The sequence below is a fragment of the Acetobacter sp. genome (assembly GCF_047721705.1).
Lineage (GTDB): Bacteria > Pseudomonadota > Alphaproteobacteria > Acetobacterales > Acetobacteraceae > Acetobacter.
In genome coordinates, this window is sequence record NZ_JBDNXK010000023.1 from 1 (window position 1) to 25517 (window position 25517).

A 25517-nucleotide genomic window follows, 5' to 3' on the forward strand; every position below is an offset into this window, starting at 1 on the left:
TTGTTATGTTATAACATTGCGCTGTAAGAGGCTGCTGAACACGCCATTTCGGAAGCCTCATGAACCGCATAGCCCTTTTTCTGCTTGTCAGTCCGTTGATCCTGAGCCGGCAGATCATCACGCCGGCTTACGCAGCGTCTTCTTCCGATACCGAAAAGACAGCCCCAGTTTCGACAAAGAAACAGGCGTCGGAGAAAGTCACGACATCAACGACTGAGACAAAGAAGACCGTTCTTTCGCAGACGGATGAACACATCATCGTCACGGCCCATCTTGACCGCCAGCGCGCCAGCCTGCAGCCATCCACAGGCGCGACCGTTTATCGTTTCTCCCGTGAAGATATCGAAAGAATTCCCGGAGCAGACAACGCACCGTTGAACACCGTACTGTTGCAGGCTCCGGGTGTGGCGCAGGACAGTTACGGTCAGATTCATGTGCGCGGCGATCATAATGAGGTCCAGTTCCGTCTGGATGGCATCATGCTGCCGGAAGGTCTCAGCGTGTTCGGACAGGCCCTGATGACCCGTTTCGCCCATTCGATGTCGATGACGACGGGTGCACTGCCGAGTGAATATGGTCTGTTACAGGCAGCCGTTATCGACATTACGACCAAGAACGGCACGTCAGACGCAGGCGGCAACGCGTCTGTTTATGGCGGTGCGCGTGATTACTTCCTGCCGTCGCTGCAATATGGCGGCCACACCGGCAAATGGGATTATTTTGCCACTGCCGATTTCGTGCATAACCGGGTCGGCATCGAAAATCCAACTTCCAGCTTCAATGCGCTGCATGATCTGAGCAATCAGTATCATTTCCTCGGCCACCTCCGTTACACGGCGGATGAGAATACCCGTATCAGTTTCATTGCTGGTGTTTCCAATGCAGAGTACCAGCTGCCCAACAATCCTGGCCAACAAAGACAGTTTGCTAATCCGTTCTTCCTGAACAGCGATCTGTCAAAACAGCTCTATGGCAGTGTGGACAGTTCGGCTCTTGATGAGCGGCAGAAGGAAATCACCGATTTCGGCATGCTGTCGTTGCAGAAGGAAATCGGGAATATCAGCCTGCAGTCATCGGCTATCGTACGTTACAGTTCATTGGGTTATTCGCCCGATCCGTTGGGTGATCTCGTCTATAATGGTATCTCCCAGCGTGCCCAACGCTCCGTTTTTTCGTCCGGTTCACAGTCGGATCTGACATGGCGTATAGCACCCCGTCATACGCTGCGTTTCGGATATCAGGCGTATGTCGAAAGAACGGTCGCGAAATCGGATTCGACTGTTTACAGCCAGACGGACACCGATGCCGATGGCAATCCGGTCTATAGCGGTCTGTCCCAGAATGTTCATGTCGGTACGGGTCGCACTGGCTGGGTCTATGGCCTGTATGCGCAGGATGAGTGGCGTCCCCTGAAAAACCTGACCATCAATTATGGTCTGCGTTTTGATGGAGTGGATGAATACACCCATTCCAAGCAGGTGAGCCCCCGCATCAATATCGTCTGGAATCCGTGGAAAAACGGAACGTTCCATATCGGATATTCGCGTTATTTCACACCGCCACCATTCGAACTGGTTGGCGGGACCGAGTTGAACAAATTCGCAAATACCTCGGGGTCTCCAGCCAATTTTGACAACAGCATGGTGAAGGCCGAGCGCGATCATTATTTCGATGCCGGGTTCTCACAGGAAATCCTACCGCACTGGCACGCATCATTTGATGCTTACGTCAAAATTGCTAAGAACATGATCGATGAAGGTCAGTTCGGGTCGCCCATCATTCTGTCGGCATTCAATTACCGCCGCGGTCAGGTGAACGGCTATGAGTTCGCCACCGATTACGCCTATGGACCGTTCACGGTTTATGGAAATTTCGCGTGGTCACGCGCCATCGGCAAGGACATTGTTTCCGCGCAGTGGAATCTCGATCCGGATGATCTCAACTATATCCGGCACCACTGGGTCCATCTCGATCATGACCAGCGCTGGACCGCTTCCGTTGGTGGCAGCTACACGGCGTTTCGCAGAAGTGACCATCCGCTGCGATTATCCGCGACAATGGTCTATGGCAGTGGTCTCCGTAAGGACTCCGAAATCCCGAATGGTGCGTCAATACCGCAGTATGTGACCTTCAATCTGGGAATCGTGCAGACATTCCAGCATCTTTTCCCGACACAGTATCTGAAGGGAACGGAATTGCGGCTGGACGTGATCAATCTGTTCGACCGGACCTATCAGTTGCGTGACGGCAGCGGCATTGGTGTAGGCGCGCCGCAATATGGTCTGCGCAGAACGATTCTTACCGGTATTTCCCAGCGCTTTTAAGGAATATGAAGGGGAGGCTCACCTCTCCTTCAGTCCACTCCGCCGCCAAAACGCAGGATGCGGCAGACATCCCCGCGTTTGGCCTCGGGAGCGAAACGTTCCCGAAGGAGGAGCGCATCGCATCCGGATAGCGGGGCCATCATTGACGAATCCTGACGGGAGAAAGGCGTCGCCCAGAGCGTGCCATCCGCGTCGCGCTCCAGCGTGGCCCGCAGATAATCAAATCTCTGGTCATTGGCGGCCAGATCGGTGGCAAGACGCGCCGGCTCCGTGCCATCTCCTTGCGTGACCTCGCCACACATGGCCCGCAGGGCGGGCAGCACGAAGACGGTGGAACAGACAAAGACAGCCACCGGGTTGCCCGGCAGGCCAATCACCGGCGTCTTTCCCATCTTTCCGAACATCAGAGGCTTGCCCGGACGCATGGCGATTTTCCAGAAATCGGTGACCAGCCCGGTTTCTCCAAGAGCTGTCTTCACCAGATCGTAGTCGCCGACACTGGCTCCCCCAATGGTCAGCAGCAGGTCAACGGTGTCGATTTTTCCGGCGCTCTCGGTCAACGACGCCACAGTGTCTTTCGCCACGGGAAGGATGACAGGCTCGGCTCCGGCTTTGCGAAGCAGCGCCGCTAGCATGAAGGCGGCCGATCCGATGATTGCGCCCGGCGGCACAGTATCGCCCGGCATGACAATCTCGTCGCCTGTGCTGAGGATCGCCACACGCGGACGCCGCCGCACAGTAAGCCACGGACAGTTGGCGGCGGCCGCAACGCCGATATCGCGTGCAGAGAGCCGCTTGCCTGCCGGGACAACAATCTGCCCCTCGGAGAAATCGAGTCCTTTGCGACGGATGAAGCGACCGGCTGCTACCGGCTCCGTCACAGTCACCAGATCACCGTCCCGTGTCGTGTTTTCCTGAATGAGAATGGCGTCGGCCCCCTGCGGCACAAAACTGCCCGTAAAGATGCGCAGGCACGTTCCCGGCTCGACAGTCCTGTCCGTCGGGTGCCCGGCTGGAATATCGCCCCGCACGCGTAGTGTGGCGCCTGCGTGCGTGTCTGCAGCCCGCACGGCGTAACCGTCCATGGAAGACACGTCAGCAGGGGGATTGGAGAGCCTTGCCGTAACGGGTGCGGCGGACACACGACCGCACGCTTCGGTGAGGGAGACGGTCTCCGTGCCGATGAGCGACAGGCTCTCGACGATTCGTTGAAGGGCTTCTGAAACCTCGATCATGGGCTGATTCCAAATTTTTTGGGCCAGAAAGCCCCTCCAAAGCGCATGAAAGCTTGACCGAACGGCCTTGGATGCGCAATTTGCGCCGAACTTGAAACACGACTGCGATCCGGAGTGCAAATCCGGGGCTGCGGTCAGGCCCGATTCCGAGGATCTTATGGCAAAGACCAACGTCGTCCAGATCCGGCTCGTCTCCTCCGCAGACACCGGTTATTTCTATGTCACCAAGAAGAATGCCCGTTCGCAGACCGGCAAGCTTGAACTGAAGAAGTACGACCCAGTTGCGCGCAAGCACGTCGTCTTCCGCGAAGCCAAGATCAAATAAGATCGGGCTTCCACGTTACGGAATACAAGAAAAGCGCCGTCCCTTGGGAACGGCGCTTTTTCTTTGAGGTAAAGGCTCCTTCCTCAGGAAGGAGCCTTTTTACAGCCTGTAGGGCTTAGTAAAGCTGGCTGTGCTTGTCGTAGGGCACGACAATGTCGTTCGGATTCGCAAGGTTCAGCATCGCGCGGGCGCGTTCATCCAGAATATCGGCGTTGAGCGCACCTTCGCTCAGGCCGGATACCCGTCGCCGCCATGCCGCCTGTTCGGCGACGGCGTTGCCCTGAGACTCCCGGGCCTGATCCAGAAGCTGGAGCTGCTCGTGATAGGAATGCAGGCCATGCGCACCCTGGGTGGCCTGCCAGCAGAAATATCCTGTGAGAGCGAGAAAGACGGAGGGGGGAAGGACCGCGTTGGTGGCACGTCGGATCATCCGGCCAAGCTGCATACGAATCGGACCCCTGTCGGCTGTGAGAGTGTGGGTGTTGAACTCTGTCTCTCAAGGTATCGCAAGATGTGGCTTAAAAAAGGCGAAATGGCTGAATAATTAAATTTCTGGAATATGATGCGTTTCTGCAACACAGCATGCGCCGCCATGTAAGCCTTTTTGCTGAGCCGATACGCAACGAGAGGCCCGAAGGCCTCTCGCATAAAGTGCTTCTTCCGAAAAAGAAGTGCTTATTTTTTCAGGATCGTGCGACCCGCATAGACCGCAGCCGTCGCCAGTTCCTGCTCGATACGCATGAGCTGGTTGTATTTCGCCGTGCGATCCGAGCGGCAGAGCGAGCCGGTCTTGATCTGACCGCAGTTCGTGGCGACAGCCAGATCGGCGATGGTCGTGTCCTCGGTCTCACCCGAACGATGGCTCATGACGCAGGTATAGCCTGCGCGATGCGCCATCTGCATGGCGGCCAGCGTTTCGGTCAGCGTGCCGATCTGGTTCACCTTCACGAGCAGGGAGTTGGCGACACCATCCTTGATGCCACGGGCCAGACGATCCGGGTTGGTCACGAACAGATCATCACCAACGAGCTGGATTTTCTTGCCGAGCGTCTGTGTCAGCACAGTCCAGCCTTCCCAGTCATCCTCAGCCACACCGTCTTCGATGGAGACGATGGGGTAACGCTTCGTGAGGTCTTCGAGGTAGGCGACGATGCCGCCCGCATCCAGCGTCTTGCCTTCGCCCGCGAGGACATACTTGCCGTCCTTATAATATTCGGTCGCGGCGCAATCGAGTGCGAACGTCACATCCTCGCCCGGCCGATAGCCTGCGGCTTCCACGGCGCGTGTGATGTAGGTGAGCGCCTCGTCAGCGGATTTCAGGTTGGGTGCGAAACCGCCTTCGTCACCGACATTGGTGGCGAGGCCGGCCGCGGCCAGAGATTTCTTCAGCTGGTGGAAGATTTCCGAACCCCAGCGGATGGCGTCCGCTACCGTCGGTGCGCCGACCGGCTGGATCATGAATTCCTGAATGTCGATCGGGTTATCCGCGTGCTCGCCGCCATTGATGATGTTCATCATCGGGACCGGCAGGACATGCGCGAACGGGCCGCCGATATAACGGTAAAGCGGGATTTCCAGTTCGTCGGCTGACGCCTTCGCCACGGCGAGGGAAACGCCGAGGATGGCGTTCGCACCCATGCGGCTCTTGTTCGGCGTGCCGTCCAGCTCGATCATCGCATTGTCGATGTCGATCTGGTCCTGGGATTCCGCGCCCTGCAGCGTCGGGAAGATCTCGCTTTCGACGTTTTCGCAGGCTTTCAGAACGCCCTTGCCGCCATAGCGTGACTTGTCGCCATCACGCAGTTCGACCGCTTCGTGCGCACCGGTGGAAGCGCCGGAGGGAACGGCGGCGCGTCCGACGACGCCGGTGGCCAGTTCGACCTCGACTTCGACCGTAGGGTTGCCGCGGCTATCGAGAATCTCTCGGGCGATAATGTCGACGATGGCGCTCATGGGATGCCTCTGCTTCTTGTGTTCTTATTGCGGGCGCTTGCCGCTGCCGGGCAGGCGCCGGACTGTTAGAGGACCGCTTCAGACAGAGTTGTCAACCACCAAAGCCGTCTCTGTAATGTGAACTTTTATCCCATGACGATGGTTGTAACGAAGAGCCTTGTTGCGCTCACAAAATCCTCCCTTCAGGGCAGACAAAGGTGAAGTGGCATGAAAGACGCTCTCTCACGACGCAGCCTGATCGCGGGTACGGCCATATTGGCAGGACTGGGCCGTCAGGCGCACGCCATTCCACCGCACCCCCATCCCCTCGCCATCGCCGCCCGCTCACCGTTCCTGTGCAGCAGCGTCGCCCTCACCCCGACTGGCGCCATGTTTCTCGGTCTGCCCCATTTTCCGGGTATGGAAAAATCCCCCTCGCTGGTCCGCGTGGAAAACAACGGTACACTGACCCCATTCCCCGGCGGCGCATGGAACACATGGACACCCGGACAGGATGGCTCTTCCGCGCTGGTGATGGTGAACGCCATCCACATCTTCCGTGACGGCACCCTCTGGGTCGTCGATCAGGGCGCGCTCCCCGGGCAGACACCGCAGCCCAATGCGCAGAAACTCGTGCAGTTCGACCCAGCGGGCGGCAAAGTCCTGCAACTGCTCCGCTTCCCCGACACCATCATGCCGCCCGGCGCGCAGTTCAACGATCTGCGCATCCATGGCGACCTGCTCTTCGTGACCGACAGCGGACTAGGCGGCGTCATCATCCACAACCTTGCGACAGGCCAGACCCTGCGCCGCCTGTCCGGCCAGCCGGTGATGTGTAACGACTCAACACACATCCATCGCGGCCGACACGGTCGCGTGCTTCAGGACGGCAGCGGCAAGCGCCCGCAGGTCCAGAGCGACATGCTGGAAGTCGACGCCACCGGCCAGTGGTTCTGGTTCTCGGTCCCCGCAGGTCCGCTGAAACGCATCCCGGTCGCTTCCCTGCTCGATCTACAAAAGAACGATGAAGAACTGGCGCAGGAAGTGCAGGTCGTGGCCGAGATCCCCAGCATTGGCGGCACCTGCATCGACACGCTCGGCAACATCTATCTCTCGGACGCCGAAAACGCCCGCATCACCGTGCTCGCGCCCAACGGCAGACGCGCAGCTCTGGTCTCCGACCCGCGCCTCCTCTCCCCCGATGCCCTGTTCATCGATCGGAATCGGACGCTCTATATCCCCTGCCCGCAACTCCAGAATCTGGCGATGTTCAATGGGGGCCATGACACGACCCGCGCACCCTTCCTGGTTCTGAAAATGCCTCTACCAAAAAGGATCGGTGCGATCCCTCTGGGCGACGCGGTGGAAGGATGATGACAATGTTCCGACGCATGACGATCGCAGCCAGCCTCGCACTGGGTCTGGCCGTATCAGCCAGCGCTTATGCCGCGGACGGTCCCGTCTACGGACCAAATCTCGAAGGATTCAACTATCCTTGGCCCGTAAAAACCTTCGCCTTTCCCTCGCAGCGCCAGACCCTGCACATGGCCTATATGGACGTGCAGCCCGCGCACCCGAACGGAAAAGTCGCGGTGCTCCTGCACGGCAAGAACTTCTGCGCTGCAACGTGGGAACACACGATCCATGTTCTGAGCGACGCAGGCTGGCGCGTCATCGCCCCCGACCAGATCGGTTTCTGCAAATCCGACAAGCCCGACAATTACCAGTTCTCGTTCGGTCAACTGGCCCTGAATACACACGCCCTGCTGGAATCACTCGATATCCACAGCATCACACTCATCGGTCATTCAACCGGCGGCATGCTGGCCGCACGCTACGCGCTGATGTTCCCCGCCGACCTGCATCAGCTCGTCCTCGTTGACCCTGTCGGCCTCGAAGACTGGCAGGAAAAAGGCGTCCCCTATCGCAGCGTCGATCAATGGTATGCCAGTGAGCAGGGAAAAACCGCGGACCAGATCCGCGCCTATGAGAAGAAAATCTATTACGGCGACCAGTGGCAGCCCTCTTTCGAACCGTGGGTGCAGATGCTGGCCGGAATGTATCGTGGACCGGGCCGCGATGCCGTCGCATGGAACTCCGCGCGCCTTTACGACATGATCTTCACGCAGCCGGTCGTGCATGAATTTCCGAAACTGACCATGCCAACCGTGCTGATGATCGGCGATAAGGACATCACGGCCATCGGTGGAGATGGTGCCCCACCCAAAATCCGCGCCACACTAGGCCATTATCCGGAAATGGGACGAGCCGCTGCGTCAGCCATCCCCCACGCCACCCTGATCGAATTTCCAACCCTCGGCCACACCCCGCAATTGCAGGACCCGACGGCCTTTCACGAGAAACTCCTTCGAGCACTCAGGTAAGAAACTGCTCATGAAAACGCCTGCAAAACATGAAAACGTTTTTGGGTGTCGCCTTTTTTCAAAAAGGCGATGTTCTCAAAGCTTTTTGAAAAAAGCTTTACCAAAAACTTTTTTTGTTTTTATCCCGAAATCCGCAGATTAACGAAGAAATTCCGTCCCTGAGACGGAAACCCGTCTACAAGTTGATAGTTCTGATCGAGAAGATTGGACGCGTTCACACCCACCTGCACATTGGGCGTGATCTGATAATCGACACGCGCAGCAACATCGACATTCCGCCCGGTGCGGAAATAGGCCGTCCCCGCCGTGTTCGTTGTCCAGCGGTTGGAATTGATCGAAACGCTCGGCACAAACCGCAGCCCCTTGATCGGCTCCCACTGCACATAGACAAACGCCTTGTGGTTGGGAACATCCGTCGCCTTGTAAATGCGCGTGACGGGATCATTCACACTCTGATGAATGTAGGTATAGTTTCCGCCAACAAGAAGATCTTTCCGGATCGGAATGGAGATCGAGATCTCCGCCCCGGCATAGTTCCCGCTGCTGATGTTACGGCTCTGGCTGACCGCCACGCCATTATAAATGGTCGGAAAATCCGCGATGAGATCGGTCAGGTGCGAATAGAACAGCGCACCCGCAACATCGATGTTTCCAAACGTGTGCGATCCGCCAAGTTCATAGTTCTGCGCACGCTCGGGCCGAAGACCGGGATTGGACGTCGCCCCGCCGAAACGGGTGCTGAACCGCTCGAACAATGTCGGAAAACGCACACGGTCAGATACGCTGATATGCAGCTCGGAAGCGGTATCCGGCCGCCAGCTCAGACGCGCCTGCCCGTTGGGCGCACCCCGGTTCCTCGTGGCATAGTTGATGACACCGGAAGAATAACCCTGCGCCCGGTCAAGCACCCGCCACTCATAGCTGACACCCGTAGTCAGATCGAGATTGGGCAGAATACGAAAGACATTTTCACCAGCAATGCTGTAGCTTTCCTCAACGGACGACACCTGAGGCTGCCATCCCCCACCGGGATAAACCTGCTCCTGTTCCTGATGCTCGTCACGCCGCCCATAGAAAGCAATTCCCAGTGTATCCTTACTGGAAATTTCCGCATCGAGACGAATGTTCCCGCCCCATGCCGAGTCATTGTAAAAGCTGTTGAACGCCTTGGGCTTTGTCTGAGTATTCAAGCTGGCGTTATCGTAACTGCTCAGCAGATTATAGAACGTATTCCGATAAAGCCGCGAACGCAGCGTCAGCCGATCGGCAAGACGCGTGCGGCTCGTCAGCGACAGACTGTCCAGATTCCACGCCGGCCACGTCCAGTCCTTCTGCGTGCTGACCGGATCATGCACATCGAACGGCGCGCGTTTCTGCCCTTCCTGTCGCGTATAGTTGACGGTGTATTCGTCGGTGGCATTAGGCGTGTAACCGGCCTTGACGTTGACCCGCCAGTCTTCCGAATCCGAAAGAAGCCGCTTGCCTTTTCCCTGAGTCGCCGTCGGCGTGTAATTGGAAGAAAGATCGGTGTGATCGACGTTGTTCACGGCGAAACTCACTTGTGCATACCACTTGTCCTGCTTCGTGCCGACGCGTCCGAAAACATTGTAGCCGCCATAACCACCGTCATGCCCCAGCATGGAACCACCACGCAGTTCACCTTCAATGGCCTTGTGCGGCTTGCGGGTGACGAGATTGACCATGCCGCCCATCGCATCCGGTCCGTCCAGAACGGAAGCATAGCCTTTCGCCACCTGAAGTTCCGCAATATCCGGCGTCAGAAACCGCCCGTAATCGAGCCGATTGTCAGCGGGAAGATAGATGCGGATACCATCGACAAGCAGCGGCACCTGAAACCGGTTAAATCCGCGCACCATGATGGTGGATTCATTGCGCGGCCCACCCGTGCTTGCCGCGTTCACACCCGGAATGAGGTTCGCCGCCTGATCGAGCGTGGTCTTGTTAAAAACATAGATGGATTCAGCCGAGAGCGAATTACTTCCGACCATCCCACGCTGACGCCGCGTCCCATAAACGGTAATCTCACCCGGCCCATAAATATCCGGACTGGCCGGATCGGCTTGCGTGCTGCTGTATCGTGATTTCCCCGGCGTAAGAGCGTCATAAGCGCTGTCCTCGCGCACACTCTCGGCGTTATTCCCCGTCGCAGTCGTCAGCGTAGCACGCGGAACCGACACATGTGTCGTTGCCGGAGCGGTCGTCGGTGTGGTTGAACTGACCTTGGACGCACCGGGTTTCCTGTCATCTGTGACGACAGGCGTCTGCGCATGAGCAACAGTCGTGCAGAGCAGCGTGGAAAGAGCCGTGAGGGAGAGGCAATGTTTCACTCAGTGACGATCCGTGATTTATATATACAGAAATATAGTTACGGCTGCGGTATAAGGAGTGAGGTCATATGATTGCAAGCAAGAAATGGTCTGCAAGGATGGCAATATTGACGCTGAGTGTGGGTATTGCCCCTCTTGCTCTTTGTTTCTCCGCCCAAGCACAAACCATGCCTGATCACGAAAAATGCCCCTCGGGACAGGTCGTTCTTCCAGACGCGCTGAAAGGCTGGGCCTCCCCCGTGACCATGACAGCGGCCGCCAATACCACCACGCTGGAAAACACAGTCCTCAAACCCGGCCAGGCCGCTCAACTCACCTTGCAGCACACCGGTGAGATGCAATACGCCCTCCGCCCCACCGAACCAGGTGGCAAGGTCAGCTCCGGCGGCATGGTCGCTTTCGACGCACCCGCTGCCGGAACCTATCGCGTGATGATGAACGTGCGGGCATGGCTGGATGTCGTGCACGACGGAAAAGCAGTGGACTCCGTCCATCACCAGCACGGCCCGGCATGCAGCGGCATCGGCAAGATGGTGGACTTTCCCCTGCCTGCAGGCCGGTCCGTGATCCAGTTGAGCGGAAGCGGTAAACCCGTTGCCGAAATCATGGTGGTGCCCGTTCAGTAATGTCCCTGCGCCCAAGATGCCTCTTCGCGTCCGTTCTTTGCCTGCTCAGCATCGTTTTCATCTGTGGAGCAGGCGCTCTTTCCGATCAGGACGCCCGCATACAACTCGGCCGTCGTCTGTTTTACGATGCGGACCTCTCGGCGGACGGCAGCATGTCCTGCGCCACCTGCCACGAACAGCGCCACGCTTTCGCAGACGGTAACCGCACCCATCCCGGCGTCACGGATGAACCCGGCGTGCGCAACGTGCCCTCACTGGGCAATATCGGTGATTTCGTGACACTGACATGGATAGATCAGCATATTTCCAGTCTGGAAAAGCAGTTCTTCGTTCCCGTCATGGGACATGACCCCGTCGAGATGGGCATGCCCGACCGAAAGACCATGACAGACCGCATCGCCGGAGATGCCTGTTACCGCCGCCTGTTTTCCAAAAGCTTCCCGCAGGAAAACGGCCGCATCGACGCAGAGACCATCGCAGCCGCCGTCGCCACCTTCGAGCGCACGCTCACCTCGCGCAACAGCCCGTGGGATCAGGCCCAACAAGGCAAAGCGACACTCACCCCGGAAGCCCGTCACGGCGACGCCCTGTTCTCCGGAAAAGCCGGATGCTCAGCCTGCCATTCCGGCATCCTGTTCACCGATCAGAAATTTTACACCTTCGATCCAACACATTCCCAGCGCATTCGCACCCCCTCCCTGCGGAACGTCGGCGTCACCGCCCCCTACTGGCACGACGGCTCGGCCAAAACACTCGAAGCCGCCATAAAAGCCCATCGCGGACTCCCGCCGTTGTCAGAGGCCGACGAAAAATCCGTGGAAGCTTTCCTGCAAACCCTCACGGATGAGCACTTTCTCCATGATCAGGCGCTTGCTCTGCCGCCGGAAGCCTGCCCGTTATAGGGCAGGCGCGCCGACCGTTGCGCCGGATTCCGTAACAGGACAAAACGCCTTACAAGAATGCGAGGCCGCGCCTCATGCTCTTTCTTCGATGAGGCCCACATTTTCATGCTGCATTCTCCAACAGACATTTCTGTCGTGGCCGAAGATCTGGCCGGGATGCGGTCGCAGGCGTTTGGCCTCGCTGAATATCTCGCACTTCCCTCGCGTTTCTGTGCAGTTCGCGCATCGGGTTTTCTGCATCGTAGGCTCCCCTCCGCCCTCTGGCCGCGTCCTCTGTCGGCCTTGACAGAAAAGCCGGTGCCAGCAGCGGACTCTCTCGTGCTGAGTGTGGCGGGGAAGGGCGGAGCGGTTGGCGCGGCGTTACGGCAACAGGGACGGGCCGTGGTGCAGATCCAGAATCCGCGTATCCGGGCGGATCGGTTCGATCTGGTGATTGCCAACCATCACGACGAAATGGAGGGGCCGAATGTGCTACTCAGCCGGACGGCGTTGCATGGGCTGACGGCTGCAAAACTTTCTGAGGCGAGGGGGCAGTGGCAGGACAGGTTGTGTCACCCGGAGCGCCCATTGCTGGCCGCGCTTGTCGGGGGCGCGAATGGGCGGTTTCGTTTTGGGCGGGAGGAAGCGGAGTCGCTTGCCCGTCGTCTGGCGGTGGCATCACGCCAGACAGGTGCGGCGCTGTTCGTGACCACATCACGACGCACGGGTGAAGAAGCAACGGCAATTCTGCGTGCAATGGTGGAAGAGGTCGGAGGCACGCTCTGGAGTGGCGGGACGGACAATCCCTATCGCGGGCTGATTGCCTGCGCCGACTGGCTGGTCGTGACGGCCGATAGTGTGTCGATGGTGTCCGAAGCTGTGGCGAGTGCAGCGCCAGTCTATGTCGAGCCTTTACCCGGACGATCACGGCGTATCGGCCTGTTCCTGAAGACGCTGGAACAGGCAGGCCGGATCAGGCGGTTCGAGAGTGAAGTGGCCCATTGGCCAGTCACCCCCCTTGATGACACGCCGGTCGTGGCGCGGGAAATGTGCGACAGACTGGGACTGACGAACCTTTTTCGCGCGGACGCCTGAACGCTCTACGGAACGTTCTTTTCCAGTTCCTCCAGCCAGAGGAGGGCATTGCCATCCGATGGCGCACGCCAGTCGCCCCGCGGTGAGAGCGCCCCCCCGGCCACGATCTTCGGTCCGTTCGGCATGGCGGAGCGTTTGAACTGGCTGGTGGTGAAGAAGCGATGCAGGAAAGCGCCCAGCCAGTGTTTGATGGTGGGCAGGTCGTAAGCCACACGCTCGTCTGCGGGGAAACCGGGGGGCCACTCTCCATAATCAGCATCTCTCCACGCATGTTCGGCGAGGAAGGCGATTTTCGAAGGACGGAAGCCGTACCGCAGGACATGAAACAAGGTGAAATCGTGCAGCGCATACGGCCCGATGGTGGCCTGTGTGCTCTGCACCGCGCCGCTTGCGTCGGCAGGCACCAGTTCGGGTGAGATTTCGGTGTCCAGAATGGCTTTCAGAATGTCCTTGGTCTCGGGACTGAACAGCGTCGTGCCCATGAACCAGCGAATGAGATGCTGGATCAGTGTTTTCGGTAGGCCCGAATTGACGTTGTAATGCGCCATCTGGTCGCCCACGCCGTAGGTGCACCAGCCGAGAGCCAGTTCCGAGAGGTCGCCCGTGCCGATGACAAGGCCGCCGCGCTGGTTGGCGAGCCGGAACAGGAAGTCCGTGCGGAGACCCGCCTGCACGTTTTCGAACGTGATGTCATAGACCGGCTCCCCCTGTCCGTAGGGATGACCGATCTGTTTCAGCATCTGCTCGGCCACGGGGCGAATGTCGATTTCCGCCGACGTAACGCCAAGTGCCTCCATCAGGGCATGGGCGTTGCTTTTGGTATGCTCGCTCGTGCCGAAGCCCGGCATGGTGAAGGCCAGCACTGCATCACGGCCCAGTTTCAGTTCGTCCGCCGCCCTCACGGCGATCAGCAGGGCGTGGGTGGAATCGAGGCCGCCTGACACGCCGATCACCATCTTCTTCGCCCCGGTCGCCGCCATACGCTGGCGAAGGGCGGACACCTGAATGGTGCAGGCTTCATAACAGTCCTGCTCCAACCGCGCCGGATCATCCGGCACGAAGGGAAAGCGCGGCACGATTCGCTTCAGTCCGATATTGCCGCTAGGCGGCGCGAAGGTCCGGACGATGCGGCGCCAGCCTAAGGAATCCTCTTCAGCGTGCGCGTTGGCCGTGAAGGAGGTCATCCGCATCCGCTCCTGCCGCAACAGGTCGAGGTCGATGTCGGTCAGCACATGGCGCGCGCCGGAGGGAAAGCGGTCGCTGGCGGCAAGTCTGCGGCCATTTTCGAAGATGGAGATTTGTCCGTCCCACGCAACGTCGGTGGTCGATTCGCCTTCACCCGCAGCCGCATAGATATAAGCCGCGTGACAGCGATCGGACTGTGACCGGCAGAGCATGTCGCGCACGTCGGCCTTGCCAACGGTGATGTCGCTGGCCGACAGGTTGGCCAGCACGGTTGCTCCCGCCAGCGCAGCGCGGGTGCTGGGTGGCAGGGGCACCCAGACATCCTCGCAGATCTCCACGCCGACACAGAAGCCGGGAATGTCCTTTGCTTCGAACAGCAGATCGGTGCCGAAGGGGACATCCTGCCCCGCGAGGGAGAGTGTTTCGCCGATGATGCCAGCGCCCGGCGTGAACTGCCGTGCCTCATAGAACTCGCGGTAGTTCGGCAGGTAGGATTTCGGCACAACACCGAGAATCTTTCCCCGATGCAGCGCTACCGCGCAGTTATAGAGCGCATCCCGATGGCGAAGGGGCGCTCCGACGAGGATGAGTGGCAGTAACGCCTCGCTGGCGGCGGCGATTTCGGCCAGCGCCTCTTCCGCGGCATCCAGCAGAACGTCCTGCTGGCGCAGGTCGTCGATCGCATAGCCCGTCAGGCCCAGTTCTGAGAAAACCGCGAGGACAGCCCCATCCTTCGAACACGCTGTCGCGCATTCTATGACCCGTGCCGCATTGGTGCGCGGGTCGGCGAGCCGTACAGGCAGGGTGCAGGCCGCGACACGCGCGAAGCCATGATGATAAAGGGAATGGAAATCCCGCATGAAAACCCTGCCTGTTTCTGCCTGTCCCGATTGTAGCGTCATCCTATATCGCGCAGGCCGATGCAGGCCAGACAACGTTATGTCGCCTTGGCGGGATGAAGGTTCCCGGTGGTGGTTTGTCGCTATGTACTTGGCAGTCTTTCATAGGGAAGCTATGCAGTGCCCCCTTGGGCTGCCCGCAACCCTTCGGCGCGGGATGGCTTTCGTTCTTTTTTCCTTGCGCGGAGTTCAGGCATGAGCTGGCTGACCGAATATGTCCGGCCCAAGATCCGGGGACTGCTCAAGCGCGATGTTCCGGACAATCTCTGGACCAACTGTCCTTCCTGCCACCAGATGATTCTGGTGAAGGATCTGGAGCGCACGCTGAACGTCTGCCCGCATTGCGGCTTCCATATGAAGGTGCCGGTGGCGAAGCGTTTCGAGTGGACGTTCGACGCTGACAGCTTCACCCGCATCGAACTGCCGAAAGTGCCCTCCGATCCGCTCGGGTTCCGCGACCAGAAGCGTTATACGGATCGCCTGAAGGATGCGCGCGCCAAGACGGGTCTCGAGGATTCGCTGGCCGTAGCGCACGGCAAGATCACCGGTTATCCGGCGGTCGTGGCGATCATGGCCTATGAATTCATGGCGGGCACGATGGGCACCGGGCTTGGTGAGGCCTTCATTGCCGCCGTCCGTCTGGCTATCCTTCAGCGTGCGCCACTGGTGATTTTTACGGCGTCGGGCGGCGCCCGCATGCAGGAAGGCATGCTGAGCCTGATGCAGATGCCGCGTACCACCGTGGGCGTGGAAATGCTCAAGGATGCGGGCCTACCCTATATCGTGGTGCTGACCGACCCGACGACGGGTGGCGTGTCGGCATCCTTCGCCATGCTGGGTGACGTGCAGATCGCTGAGCCGAAGGCGCTGATCGGCTTCGCTGGACCGCGGGTGATCGAAGACACCGTGCGCGAGAAGCTGCCTGAAGGCTTCCAGCGTTCGGAATATCTGCTCGAACACGGCATGCTGGATATGGTGGTGGAGCGCAAGAATCTGCGCGAGACATTGGGGCGTGTGATCGGCCTGCTGACCTCCGCCCCTCCGGGCGATGTCTTCACCAGCACGCTGCCCGACCCGGAAGAGCCGGGTTCGGAAGAAATGCCGCTTCCAACCAACTGACCTCACACGCAAGGCGGGCGCTGGCTTCACAGGGGCGCGCTCCGGAATGATCGCATGACCGACGCCCCTTCCAACGCACCTTCACTGGGCGCGGAGTTCACGGGCCGGACCGGCAGAGTGCTGGAACGGCTCAATTGGCTCTATCCGGCGCTGATCGACCTTTCTCTCGGTCGTCTCGAAGCTCTGCTGGCCAAACTCGGGCATCCGGAACGTCACCTGCCCCCTGTCATCCATGTGGCGGGCACCAACGGCAAAGGCAGCACCTGCGCCAATTTGCGTGCCATTGGCGAAGCCGCGGGCTGGCGCGTGCATGTCATGACCTCGCCGCATCTGGTGGATGTGACCGAACGGTTCCGTATCGCTGGCAGGCTGGTGAGCGAGGATGAACTGATCGCCACACTGGAAGAGATCGAGCGGGTGAATGACGGGCAGCCGATCACCGTGTTCGAGGTCCTGACCGCCGCAGGATTTCTGCTGTTTTCCCGGCACCCCGCCGAACTGGCGATCATCGAGGTGGGGCTGGGCGGCCGTTTCGATGCGACCAATGTGCTCACGAAACCGGCCGCTTGCGTGATCACCGCCATTTCGATGGATCATGAGGCGTTTCTCGGCAGCACACTGTCCGCCATTGCGGGTGAAAAGGCGGGCATCATCAAGGATGGTGTGCCTGTTGTGTCGGCGCGGCAGCCTGCCGCGGTGCAGGATGTGCTGACGACGGAGGCTGAGGCCCGGCAGGCGCCGTTGTGGCTGCGTGACCGTGACTGGACAGTCCACCGTGACGAAGCGGGAAAAGCACTGCTCTACAGAGATAATCATGGCGGCCTGACTCTTCCTGAACCCGCTCTGATCGGCGCGCATCAGGATGATAATGCCGGTCTGGCGGTCGCGGCCCTGCGTGCCAGCGGTCTGCCTGTGCCGGAGAACGGCTGGGCAGGTATCGCTCAGGCACGCTGGCCTGCGCGACTCCAGCAATTGCATGGCGTTCTCGCTGCTCAACTGCCGGAGGGATGGGAACTGTGGCTCGACGGGGGCCACAATCCGGGTGCTGGCGAAGCACTGGTGCCGGTGCTGGAACAATGGTCTGACCGGCCGTTACATATCCTTGTAGGGATGAAGCAGACCAAGGATGCGGGCGGTTTTCTCGCGCCGATTCTCGATCATGCCACATCGGTCTGGGCGGTGGCCGAGCCAGAGCAACATCTGGCGCTTCCGGTGGACGCCATTGTCGCTGCCAGCAATGGGAAAGTGCGCTCTGGCCCGGATATCGCTTCTGCTCTGGCAGCTTTGCCGCAGGGGGAAGGCAAGCCCGCGCGCGTGCTGATCTGTGGCAGTCTTTATCTGGCGGGCGTTGTGTTGAAAAAAGACGGATGGACCGCTCTGTAAGGGCGAATGGTAAGAGGGAGTTAACTGCCGCGCTCTAGGAGAGAAACGTTGTTTCTCACTCCGGCGAGGCGCCCTTGCGTAAGTTTTTCCTGTGTCTCGGTCTGTCCGTGACCGCCATGACGGTTGGACAGAAAGCTCACGCCCAGTTTGCTCCCGAACATAGTGATTCTTATCTCGATTCTCGTCGCGATTCAGAACTGCGCCATCAGACTCTGGCCCGTATGCTGATGACGATCGGCATGAATGGCGATGAGAGTGTGCCGACAGAAACCGTCACGCCATCATCCTACCAGATGCCCACGCGTCCGTTCCCGCAGGAGCATCCTCCACGCAAACAACATCATTTCATGCCCGACATCCCTATGGATCGGGGGTCTTACTCTCCGTCGCGGCGTATTCCCGCTGTGGTGCAGGTCAACCGCGAGATCGGGTTGTCGGTTACGGGAGGATTGACCAACTATAAGGAAAAGATGCCGTTACAATGGGGTCCCACCGGTTACGACCGTGAAACCGGGTGGGTGCCCGGTTTTCAGTTCGATGTCGCCGACATGTTCGATCTCTACGAAATCGATCATGTTTTTCTGGCTGCGCATTTCGCGCTGGGCGACGGAACTGTCGGTTATAACGGTTCGACATGGAATCGTTTGGGGGAGATTGCTCCGTACAAAACGTCTTCCCATCGGTTTACGACAGATTCCAGCATTGAGATTGGCAAGGGACTGCCGGTTACGGACCGCTTCATGATTACGCCGACCATTGTTGGTGGTTACTGGTCATGGAACCGCGATATTGAGGGAAGAGACGGTGTTAGGAGTAGTAGCGAGGCCTATGGGGGCTTCAAGGCGGGAATTACGGTGCGACTTGATTACGCCGTGAGCGATGCATTCGTTCTGCGAGGACGTCTCGGATGGACGGAGTTGCTGGGATCAAGAATGGATGCGGCGGGAACGAATGGAACGTTTCATCTGCGCCCCCGCCCAGAATGGACTGCCGCACTTGATTTCGATTATCGCATTTCGCACTCAATCCATTTTATCGCTGGCGTGCAGTATGTTTATTATTCCTTTGGACGCAGCCAACCCATATTCCAGATGGGTGGCGCCAATGCGGGTCTGTTCATCATGGAACCCAGCAGTTGGACCAGTGGCGTGACCATGCACTCAGGGCTGGCCTACGCATTCTGACCGGGGAGGGGAGCACCGCTGTTTCAGCGGAGAATTGCCCAATTCTCCTTCCCTCTGCATAACCGCTGGCATGCGCGACATATTCTCCACCATAGAGACGCTTCTCGTGCCGACCGGTGATGATCTGCCGGTTCGGGCCTGCCTGCCTGATCTGCTTGCGGCTCTCAAGACGCAACCGAACGCCGTGCTGGTGGCGCCTCCCGGTGCAGGCAAGACCACGCTTGCGCCACTGTCGCTGTTGCTGACGGACTGGTGTGGCGTGCGAGGGCGCATCATCATGCTGGAGCCGCGTCGGCTGGCGGCGCGTGCGGCGGCGCAGCGGATGGCTTCGTTGCTTGGCGAGAAAGCTGGGGAGACAGTTGGTTTCCGCACCCGTCTGGAAAGCGCGGTTTCCGAGAAAACGCGCATCGAAGTGGTGACGGAAGGTCTGTTCCTGCGCCGCCTGCTGTCAGATCCGACGCTGGATGATGTGGCCTGTGTCATCTTCGACGAAATCCATGAACGGTCACTCGATGCTGATCTGGCGCTGGCATTCTGCCTCGACCTGCAACAGACGCTGCGTCCGGACCTTCGCCTCCTCGCCATGTCCGCGACAGCCGATACGGCGACGTTACGTGATTTGATGAATGCGCCTGTTATTGAAAGCGCAGGGCGGCAATTTCCCGTCGAGATCAGTCACATCAAACGCGATCTTGCCTCTGTGCGCGACCTCCCGCGCGAGGCAGCGCGTGCGGTGCGTGAGATTCTTTCGGAACGCGACGGCGACATTCTCGTCTTCTTGCCCGGCACGGGTGAAATCCGTCGGACTATGGCGGAACTGCAGGGGCTTCCCGCACTGGTTCTCCCGTTGCATGGCGAACTGCCACCTGCTGAGCAGGCGCGCGTGCTGAGCCCGGAGGATGATGGGCGTCGTCGCGTAATCCTTTCCACTTCCATCGCCGAGACATCGCTGACCGTTCCCGGCGTGCGTATCGTGATTGATGGTGGCTTCCGCCGTGCGCCACGATTTGATCCGGGGGCTGGTCTGGCACGGCTGGAAACGATGCGGATTTCCCGTGCCGCGGCAACCCAGCGTTCCGGACGTGCAGGACGTGAGGCGCCCGGTTTCAGCCTGCGTCTGTGGACCGAAGCAACGGGGCGGGGACTGGCGCAGCATGATCGCCCGGAAATTCTCGATGCGGATCTGTCCGATTTTGTTCTCGCCACCAGTCTGTGGCGGGAAACGATGGGCGGAGATTCTGCTCTTCGTTTCCCGGATGCGCCACCGACAGGCGGGGTTGCCGCAGCGCGGGACCTGCTGGTGCAGCTCGGGGCTCTGAATGCGGAGGGGCATCCAACCAGACTTGGACAGCGGATGGCGGCACTCGGCACGCATCCGCGTCTCGCCGCCATGATGGTGGCGGCCCGTGATGAAGGGGAAGGCGCGCTGGCGGCCGATCTGGCGGCGTTGCTGGAAGAGCGTGATCCTCTGCGTCCCCGTATGGGCGGCCGGGTGGGAGGCCCGCCTCCTGTGCCGCCAGCCGATCTTTCGTTGAGGCTGGATCTGATCGCGGGGGGAGATCATCAGGATGCCGACCGGGGAGCATTGGCGCGCATACGGCAGGCGGCAGGGCAGTTTCGGCGTCGGCTGGGACTTTCCCATCGCACGGAAGCCCGTGGCGACGCGGGTGCTCTGGTGGCGGCAGGTTTCCCTGACCGCGTGGCGCAGGCGCGTGGTGAGCCGGGCAGTTACCGCCTTTCGGGTGGGGGAAGCGCCCGTATCGGCAAAGCCGATCGGCTGGCGGACAGAAAGTTGCTGGCGGTCGCTTCTCTATTCCTGCGCAAGAGCGCCGAAATCCGACTGGCGGCTCCCCTTGATCCTAACGATCTTCCTCAGGCGCTGATTGATCGCGCGACCGAACAGGTGGAAACGGCGCTGGACCCGGTGAATGGGTCGATCATCGCGCGGAGACGTCTGCGGGTGGGGGCGCTGGTGCTGCGTGACCGGACGGAAACGGTCAGGGCGGAAGATGCAGCTGACCTGCTGGTCGCGCAGGCTGCTGCTTCCTTAAGCACTGCCCTGACATGGACGGATGCCGCGTGCCAGTTTCAGGCCCGTGTCGGGATTGCCCGTGAGACCCTGGGGCGCAGTGATCTGCCTGACCTATCTGATGAGGCGCTCGCCAGTGCGGCCACGCAATGGCTCTCTCCCTGGCTTGCCGGCGTTACCTCGCTGGCGGCGCTGAAGGAGATGGATCTGCTGGCCATTCTGCGCGCCCAGTTGCCGCATGCGGACTGTGTCATGCTTGACCGCGATCTGCCGACGGAACTGACACTGAAGGGTGGTCGGGTAAAAGTGGATTATCTACAGCCTGTGCCGGTGGCCTCGGCGAAGGCGCAGGTTTTCTACGGCACGACCGAGATGCCGCGCCTTGCTGGCGGCAGGGTGCCGTTGAGACTGGCTCTTCTTTCGCCAGCGGGGCGACCGCAGGCGCTGACCGCTGATCTGGCGTCGTTCTGGACGAACGGCTGGTTGGACATGCGCCGTGATATGCGGGGACGTTACCCGCGCCACGACTGGCCGGAGAACCCGGCGACAGCTTCGCCGCCCGAACCGCGAGGAAAGCGATAATCCGACGCATCTGTGCCACAGTGTGTCGTTAATCGTCATTCTTGACCGGTCATGGGATTGCCTTGGCGTTTGGTTTGTCCCAACGCCTGAAGTTGTGATGAAGAAGCTGTTTGTATGTTGAGAACCCTCAAGAGTCTGTTTTGCCCCGAAACCCGTGCGAAGCGCTACGGGATGGTGGCTGTGGCCGCGGGGGCCGCAGTTGGGGCGGCTCTGATTTATGTGGGTTTTCTGTCGCCATCCTCAGCGCACGCGGATGGGGCTGTCCCGGGACCGCTGGTCGCTCCCCCGGAAAATGGAACGTCGCTTCTTGGCGTGGCGCGGCCTCTGACTTTTGCCCCTCTGGTGCAACTGGTTGGACCGGCGGTGGTGAATATCGCCGTCACGCGCGAGATCAATCCTTCTACCAACCGCCGACTGCATGTGCTGCCTGATGTGTCAGGCACGCCGCTGGAGCGCCGTTTCCGTGAGCGCCTGCGGCGTCATGGTGAGGAAATGCTTGGCGCGGGATCGGGCTTCATCATCGATCCGTCTGGCGTCATCGTCACCAACAACCATGTGGTGGGGGATGCGTCTAATATTACGGTGTCCTTCTCGAATGGGCATGAACTGCCTGCGCGCGTGATGGGTAGTGATGATCTGACGGATATCGCTGTCATCAAGGTCGAGAGCCTGACGCCGTTGCCCTATGTAAAATGGGGGGACAGCCGGAAGGTGCAGGTGGGTGACTGGATCATGGCGGCAGGCAATCCGTTCGGTCTGGGATCATCCATCACCGCGGGCATTGTGTCTGCTCGTGGGCGTGATCTTGGCGCGAGCCCTTTTGACGACTTTCTGCAACTCGATGCGCCGATCAATCCGGGTAATTCCGGCGGTCCGACCTTCAACATGCAGGGCGAGGTGATCGCCATCAACACGGCCATCGTGTCGCCAACGGGCGGTTCGGTGGGAATCGGCTTCTCCATCCCGTCGGAACTGGTCATTCCGGTGGTCGATGCCCTGCGGACGAGCGGTCATATCGACCGGGGCTGGCTGGGCGTGACGCTGGAGGACGAGGAAGGGCAGGACGGGGCCCGGGTGGTCGATGCGGACCGAGGAGGTCCGGCGCAGAAAGCGGGCATCCGCAAAGGTGATTTCATCACGACGATCGGAACCGAACGGGTGGCGAACGCCCGCACGCTGATCCGGATTGTTGCCGCCGTTAAGCCGGGCAGTATTCTTTCGGTCGTCGTTCGTCGCAAGAATGTGAATGTACAGTTGCAGGTGCCTGTGGGCACGCGTCCGCTGGATGATGGCCGTGACGGCGACGGAGATGAGTAGTAATTATTTGCACTTAATGATCGGAAATAAAGTTTCACGATATCCTGATAAGCGGTTTATGCATAGCTGGACGCGTCGGAAGCATGACGGGAATGCTTGATCTTGATGGTTCATTTACGCACATAGTGGAACTGAATTAGAAAGCGTTGGGCTGTCGTTCTGTAAAGCCCGCCTTTTTGACGTCATATTGACAGGAGTTGACCATACCAAGGCCCCCGTTTCCCTCGTCGCCAAGCCGTGAGGGACCCCGCGTAAATGAAGAAATCCGTATTCCGGAAGTCCGTCTGATCAATCAGGATGGAGAAATGATCGGCGTTCTGCCGACTCGGGAGGCTTTGGCCCGGGCTTATGGTGTCGGGCTTGATCTGCTTGAGATCAGCCCGAATGCCGAGCCGCCGGTCTGCAAGATTCTCGATTACGGTAAATACAAGTACGAGCAGCAGAAGAAGCGGAACGAAGCGCGCAAGAAGCAGAAGGTCATCGAGATCAAGGAAGTCAAGGTTCGTCCGAATATCGACGAAAACGACTACCAGGTTAAGATGCGCTCCATGAAGTCCTTCATCAAGGAGGGCGACAAGGTCAAGGTGACGCTTCGCTTCCGTGGCCGTGAAATGGCCCATCAGGATCTTGGTGTGAACGTGCTTGAGCGGATTCGCAACGAGATGGACGAAACGGCGAAGGTCGAACAGATGCCCAAGCTGGAGAATCGCCAGATGGTCATGGTGCTCGCTCCGCGCTGAGGCTGGTCGAATTCAGTAAAAAGGCCGTCCGGTATTACGCCGGACGGCCTTTTTTATTGCGATGAAGCGGCGCTTGCGGATCAGTCATCCTGATCCTCCTCGCTGGAGGACGTTTCGTTTTCGCTACCGCTTTTGGCCCGCGGCAAATGGATGACAAACTGTGCGCCAATGACCTTGCCGTGGGCATCGACCCTGTTTTCCGCCCGGATGGTGCCGCGTAGCGCCTGGATGATCTGGCGGCTGATGGAAAGCCCCAGGCCGGAATGTTGGCCGAAATGCTCGCTTTTGGGGCGTTCTGAATAGAATCTGTCAAAAATCGAATCGAGTTTTGCAGCGGGAATGCCCGGTCCTTCGTCGGAGACCGAGAACGAGACGTAAGAGCCTGCGGCATGCGCTTCCAGAATGATCTTTCCGTCAGGCGGTGAGAAGGAAATGGCGTTGCCGATCAGGTTTCGGAGCACCTGCACGAGTCGGTCTTCCACGGCGAGCAGTAGCAGCGGGTGGGCTGGGGAATCGTCACTGATGGCGACACTGATGATCGGCTGACCCGGCTTGCGGGTGGTCTGATGGATTTCGGCCAGCAGGGAAAGAAGCTGTCCGATGGCGACAGGTGTTGGGCGCGCGCGCGATAGTTCCGCATCCAGTCGGCTGGCATCCGAAATATCCGTGATCAAACGATCCAGTCGTTGGACATCCTGCCCGATGATGGAGAGCAGGCGGCGCTGTCGTTCTTCTACATCGGAGCGAAGCAGTGTCTCAATGGCTGATCTGATCGAAGTGAGAGGATTCTTGATCTCATGCGATACATCGGCGGCAAACCGTTCGATGGCATCCATGCGGGTCCACAGAGCCTGTGCGCTATCCTGCAAGGCTCTCGCCACATCACCGATTTCGTCGCTTCGTCCCAGAAGACTGCTGGGAACGGTGCCGGTCCGTCCGGCGCTTTCACGCATGACATGGGCGGATGTTGCAAGACGGAGGAGGGGGCGTGCGATGGTCAGGGAAAGATACCATGACAGCATGACCATGGTGGCCATCGCCAGCAGGAACAGCGAGATGATGGAGGATCGGATCTTGAACAGGGACGTGTCGATCGCTTCTCCCGTGCGGGTGAGCTGGAGCACGCCAATGGTCTGGCCACCATGCATGATGGGTTCGGCGATGGTGATGACCAGCGTGTGGTTGGCGGTCCGCCGGATATAAGGGGGCGTTTCCACTTCTTCAGGCGGAAAGTCGGGACCGTTGCCAACATTTCCATCGCGCGGTGGTGGTGAATGTCCCTCGTCTCGGAGAGGCATGTCATCGACATCGCCGATCACCGTGTCGAGCAGTCGTCGAAAGATATTGTGCCGTCCGGAAAAGTCCTCCGGAATCGGGGTGTCCTGCATGTCTGGGGGAAGCGGTGGACCTCCTGGTAACTGGGACGCCAGTTTTTCCTGATGACTGTCGGCGATCATCCGTCCGTCAGGCGCATAGACGCGCGCGTCTGCCTGTGGGCTGGGCTCGGTCAGCTTGAGAAGGAGCGGACGGGCCAATGTCTCTTCAAGACTGTAAACCCTGTCGGGCAGGGAGGAATCGTGCCGTTGTTTGGGTAATGGCTTTGAGGTAACGGCACTCTGCCCGAGGGCGCCGGCATAGATGCGGGCCTGTTCGCGCAGGGCACTGACTTCCGCAGTGACAAGACTGTTACGGAACTGGTTGAGAAACAGCAGCGTCAGGCCGAAAACCGCAAGCGGCAGCATATTGACCAGCAGAATACGCCGCATGAGAGGCGAGATCAGACGCTGCTCGGGGCGCGGTGGGCCGTCGTTTCGGGTATGACGCCAGTGTGTCAGGAGGCGTTTTGCCCGTTGGTGGAATGCAGTCATGGAAGAGGAAAGCCGCGCCGATAAAGGTCGCGGCGCCTCAGCAACTGATGGAAGGTCGTCC

19 protein-coding genes are annotated in these 25517 nt (G+C 59.5%); 13 read left to right on the forward strand and 6 right to left on the reverse strand.

Features of this window, described 5'->3' with window-relative positions; all coding sequences use genetic code 11:
• The first annotated feature begins 59 nt into the window (after positions 1-59).
• Complete coding sequence (locus tag ABF824_RS05945) at positions 60-2324, forward strand: TonB-dependent receptor (RefSeq protein ID WP_415487023.1); 2265 nt, start codon at positions 60-62, stop codon at positions 2322-2324.
• Between the two features lie 29 nt (positions 2325-2353).
• Here ABF824_RS05945 and glp read toward each other — a convergent pair whose 3' ends face one another.
• Positions 2354-3559 (reverse strand): gephyrin-like molybdotransferase Glp, encoded by a 1206-nt coding sequence (gene glp, locus ABF824_RS05950; protein WP_415487025.1) that lies wholly within the window; start codon positions 3557-3559, stop codon positions 2354-2356.
• Between the two features lie 157 nt (positions 3560-3716).
• On the opposite strand from glp, the gene rpmG reads away from it, so the two are divergent.
• On the forward strand, positions 3717-3884 hold the full coding sequence (rpmG, locus tag ABF824_RS05955) for a 50S ribosomal protein L33 (RefSeq protein WP_415487069.1): 168 nt from the start codon (positions 3717-3719) through the stop codon (positions 3882-3884).
• Between the two features lie 115 nt (positions 3885-3999).
• Here the strand turns inward: rpmG and ABF824_RS05960 are convergent, their stop codons facing one another.
• Both ABF824_RS05960 and eno read right to left on the reverse strand, forming a co-directional pair.
• A complete protein-coding gene (locus ABF824_RS05960; protein ID WP_415487027.1) occupies positions 4000-4329 on the reverse strand; it encodes an FtsB family cell division protein in 330 nt (109 codons plus the stop codon).
• Between the two features lie 230 nt (positions 4330-4559).
• Positions 4560-5837, reverse strand: coding sequence for a phosphopyruvate hydratase (eno, locus tag ABF824_RS05965; RefSeq protein ID WP_415487029.1), 1278 nt, complete (start codon positions 5835-5837; stop codon positions 4560-4562).
• Positions 5838-6044: 207 nt separating this feature from the next.
• Here eno and ABF824_RS05970 point away from each other — a divergent pair, with 207 nt between their 5' ends.
• Positions 6045-7190 (forward strand): SMP-30/gluconolactonase/LRE family protein, encoded by a 1146-nt coding sequence (locus ABF824_RS05970; protein ID WP_415487031.1) that lies wholly within the window; start codon positions 6045-6047, stop codon positions 7188-7190.
• Positions 7191-7195: 5 nt separating this feature from the next.
• On the forward strand, positions 7196-8200 hold the full coding sequence (locus ABF824_RS05975; protein ID WP_415487033.1) for an alpha/beta fold hydrolase: 1005 nt from the start codon (positions 7196-7198) through the stop codon (positions 8198-8200).
• Between the two features lie 119 nt (positions 8201-8319).
• On the opposite strand, the gene ABF824_RS05980 is transcribed toward ABF824_RS05975, so the two are convergent.
• Positions 8320-10548, reverse strand: a complete 2229-nt coding sequence (locus ABF824_RS05980; protein WP_415487035.1) for a TonB-dependent receptor plug domain-containing protein — start codon at positions 10546-10548, stop codon at positions 8320-8322.
• Positions 10549-10715: 167 nt separating this feature from the next.
• Here ABF824_RS05980 and ABF824_RS05985 point away from each other — a divergent pair, with 167 nt between their 5' ends.
• The 3 genes from ABF824_RS05985 (at position 10716) to ABF824_RS05995 (ending at position 13150) form a co-directional block, all read left to right on the forward strand.
• Positions 10716-11174 (forward strand): hypothetical protein, encoded by a 459-nt coding sequence (locus tag ABF824_RS05985; RefSeq protein WP_415487037.1) that lies wholly within the window; start codon positions 10716-10718, stop codon positions 11172-11174.
• The gene (locus tag ABF824_RS05990) at positions 11174-12076 is read left to right on the forward strand and encodes a cytochrome-c peroxidase (RefSeq protein ID WP_415487039.1); all 903 of its coding nucleotides are present in this window, start codon (positions 11174-11176) and stop codon (positions 12074-12076) included. The genes ABF824_RS05985 and ABF824_RS05990 overlap by 1 nt, the downstream gene beginning before the upstream one ends.
• Positions 12077-12181: 105 nt before the next feature.
• Positions 12182-13150: a mitochondrial fission ELM1 family protein gene (locus ABF824_RS05995; protein ID WP_415487041.1), complete on the forward strand. Its 969-nt coding sequence runs from the start codon at positions 12182-12184 to the stop codon at positions 13148-13150.
• Positions 13151-13155: 5 nt separating this feature from the next.
• On the opposite strand, the gene ABF824_RS06000 is transcribed toward ABF824_RS05995, so the two are convergent.
• Complete coding sequence (locus ABF824_RS06000) at positions 13156-15195, reverse strand: NAD(+) synthase (protein WP_415487043.1); 2040 nt, start codon at positions 15193-15195, stop codon at positions 13156-13158.
• Between the two features lie 234 nt (positions 15196-15429).
• Between ABF824_RS06000 and accD the strand changes: the two genes are divergently transcribed.
• The 6 genes from accD to infC all read left to right on the forward strand — a co-directional run bounded on the left by accD (position 15430) and on the right by infC (position 23588).
• Positions 15430-16353, forward strand: a complete 924-nt coding sequence (accD, locus tag ABF824_RS06005; RefSeq protein WP_415487045.1) for an acetyl-CoA carboxylase, carboxyltransferase subunit beta — start codon at positions 15430-15432, stop codon at positions 16351-16353.
• Between the two features lie 54 nt (positions 16354-16407).
• Positions 16408-17736, forward strand: coding sequence for a bifunctional folylpolyglutamate synthase/dihydrofolate synthase (locus ABF824_RS06010; RefSeq protein ID WP_415487047.1), 1329 nt, complete (start codon positions 16408-16410; stop codon positions 17734-17736).
• A gap of 74 nt (positions 17737-17810) precedes the next feature.
• A complete protein-coding gene (locus ABF824_RS06015; protein WP_415487049.1) occupies positions 17811-18920 on the forward strand; it encodes a hypothetical protein in 1110 nt (369 codons plus the stop codon).
• 70 nt (positions 18921-18990) lie between these two features.
• Complete coding sequence (hrpB, locus tag ABF824_RS06020; protein ID WP_415487051.1) at positions 18991-21531, forward strand: ATP-dependent helicase HrpB; 2541 nt, start codon at positions 18991-18993, stop codon at positions 21529-21531.
• Positions 21532-21645: 114 nt separating this feature from the next.
• Entirely contained in the window at positions 21646-22848 is a 1203-nt protein-coding gene (locus ABF824_RS06025) for a S1C family serine protease (RefSeq protein WP_415487053.1), read from the forward strand.
• 203 nt (positions 22849-23051) lie between these two features.
• Positions 23052-23588: a translation initiation factor IF-3 gene (gene infC / locus ABF824_RS06030; RefSeq protein WP_415487071.1), complete on the forward strand. Its 537-nt coding sequence runs from the start codon at positions 23052-23054 to the stop codon at positions 23586-23588.
• A gap of 80 nt (positions 23589-23668) precedes the next feature.
• Here infC and ABF824_RS06035 read toward each other — a convergent pair whose 3' ends face one another.
• Positions 23669-25354: an ATP-binding protein gene (locus ABF824_RS06035; RefSeq protein ID WP_415487073.1), complete on the reverse strand. Its 1686-nt coding sequence runs from the start codon at positions 25352-25354 to the stop codon at positions 23669-23671.
• Between the last annotated feature and the right edge of the window lie 163 nt (positions 25355-25517).

Bases quoted from the DNA above. Each gene is read 5' to 3' on its own strand.
- ABF824_RS05945 (WP_415487023.1), top strand. From the start codon at position 60: ATGAACCGCATAGCCCTTTTTCTGCTTGTCAGTCCGTTGATCCTGAGC.
- glp (WP_415487025.1), bottom strand. From the start codon at position 3,559: ATGATCGAGGTTTCAGAAGCCCTTCAACGAATCGTCGAGAGCCTGTCG.
- rpmG (WP_415487069.1), top strand. From the start codon at position 3,717: ATGGCAAAGACCAACGTCGTCCAGATCCGGCTCGTCTCCTCCGCAGAC.
- ABF824_RS05960 (WP_415487027.1), bottom strand. From the start codon at position 4,329: ATGCAGCTTGGCCGGATGATCCGACGTGCCACCAACGCGGTCCTTCCC.
- eno (WP_415487029.1), bottom strand. From the start codon at position 5,837: ATGAGCGCCATCGTCGACATTATCGCCCGAGAGATTCTCGATAGCCGC.
- ABF824_RS05970 (WP_415487031.1), top strand. From the start codon at position 6,045: ATGAAAGACGCTCTCTCACGACGCAGCCTGATCGCGGGTACGGCCATA.
- ABF824_RS05975 (WP_415487033.1), top strand. From the start codon at position 7,196: ATGTTCCGACGCATGACGATCGCAGCCAGCCTCGCACTGGGTCTGGCC.
- ABF824_RS05985 (WP_415487037.1), top strand. From the start codon at position 10,716: ATGCCTGATCACGAAAAATGCCCCTCGGGACAGGTCGTTCTTCCAGAC.
- ABF824_RS05990 (WP_415487039.1), top strand. From the start codon at position 11,174: ATGTCCCTGCGCCCAAGATGCCTCTTCGCGTCCGTTCTTTGCCTGCTC.
- ABF824_RS05995 (WP_415487041.1), top strand. From the start codon at position 12,182: ATGCTGCATTCTCCAACAGACATTTCTGTCGTGGCCGAAGATCTGGCC.
- ABF824_RS06000 (WP_415487043.1), bottom strand. From the start codon at position 15,195: ATGCGGGATTTCCATTCCCTTTATCATCATGGCTTCGCGCGTGTCGCG.
- accD (WP_415487045.1), top strand. From the start codon at position 15,430: ATGAGCTGGCTGACCGAATATGTCCGGCCCAAGATCCGGGGACTGCTC.
- ABF824_RS06010 (WP_415487047.1), top strand. From the start codon at position 16,408: ATGACCGACGCCCCTTCCAACGCACCTTCACTGGGCGCGGAGTTCACG.
- hrpB (WP_415487051.1), top strand. From the start codon at position 18,991: ATGCGCGACATATTCTCCACCATAGAGACGCTTCTCGTGCCGACCGGT.
- ABF824_RS06025 (WP_415487053.1), top strand. From the start codon at position 21,646: ATGTTGAGAACCCTCAAGAGTCTGTTTTGCCCCGAAACCCGTGCGAAG.
- ABF824_RS06035 (WP_415487073.1), bottom strand. From the start codon at position 25,354: ATGCGGCGTATTCTGCTGGTCAATATGCTGCCGCTTGCGGTTTTCGGC.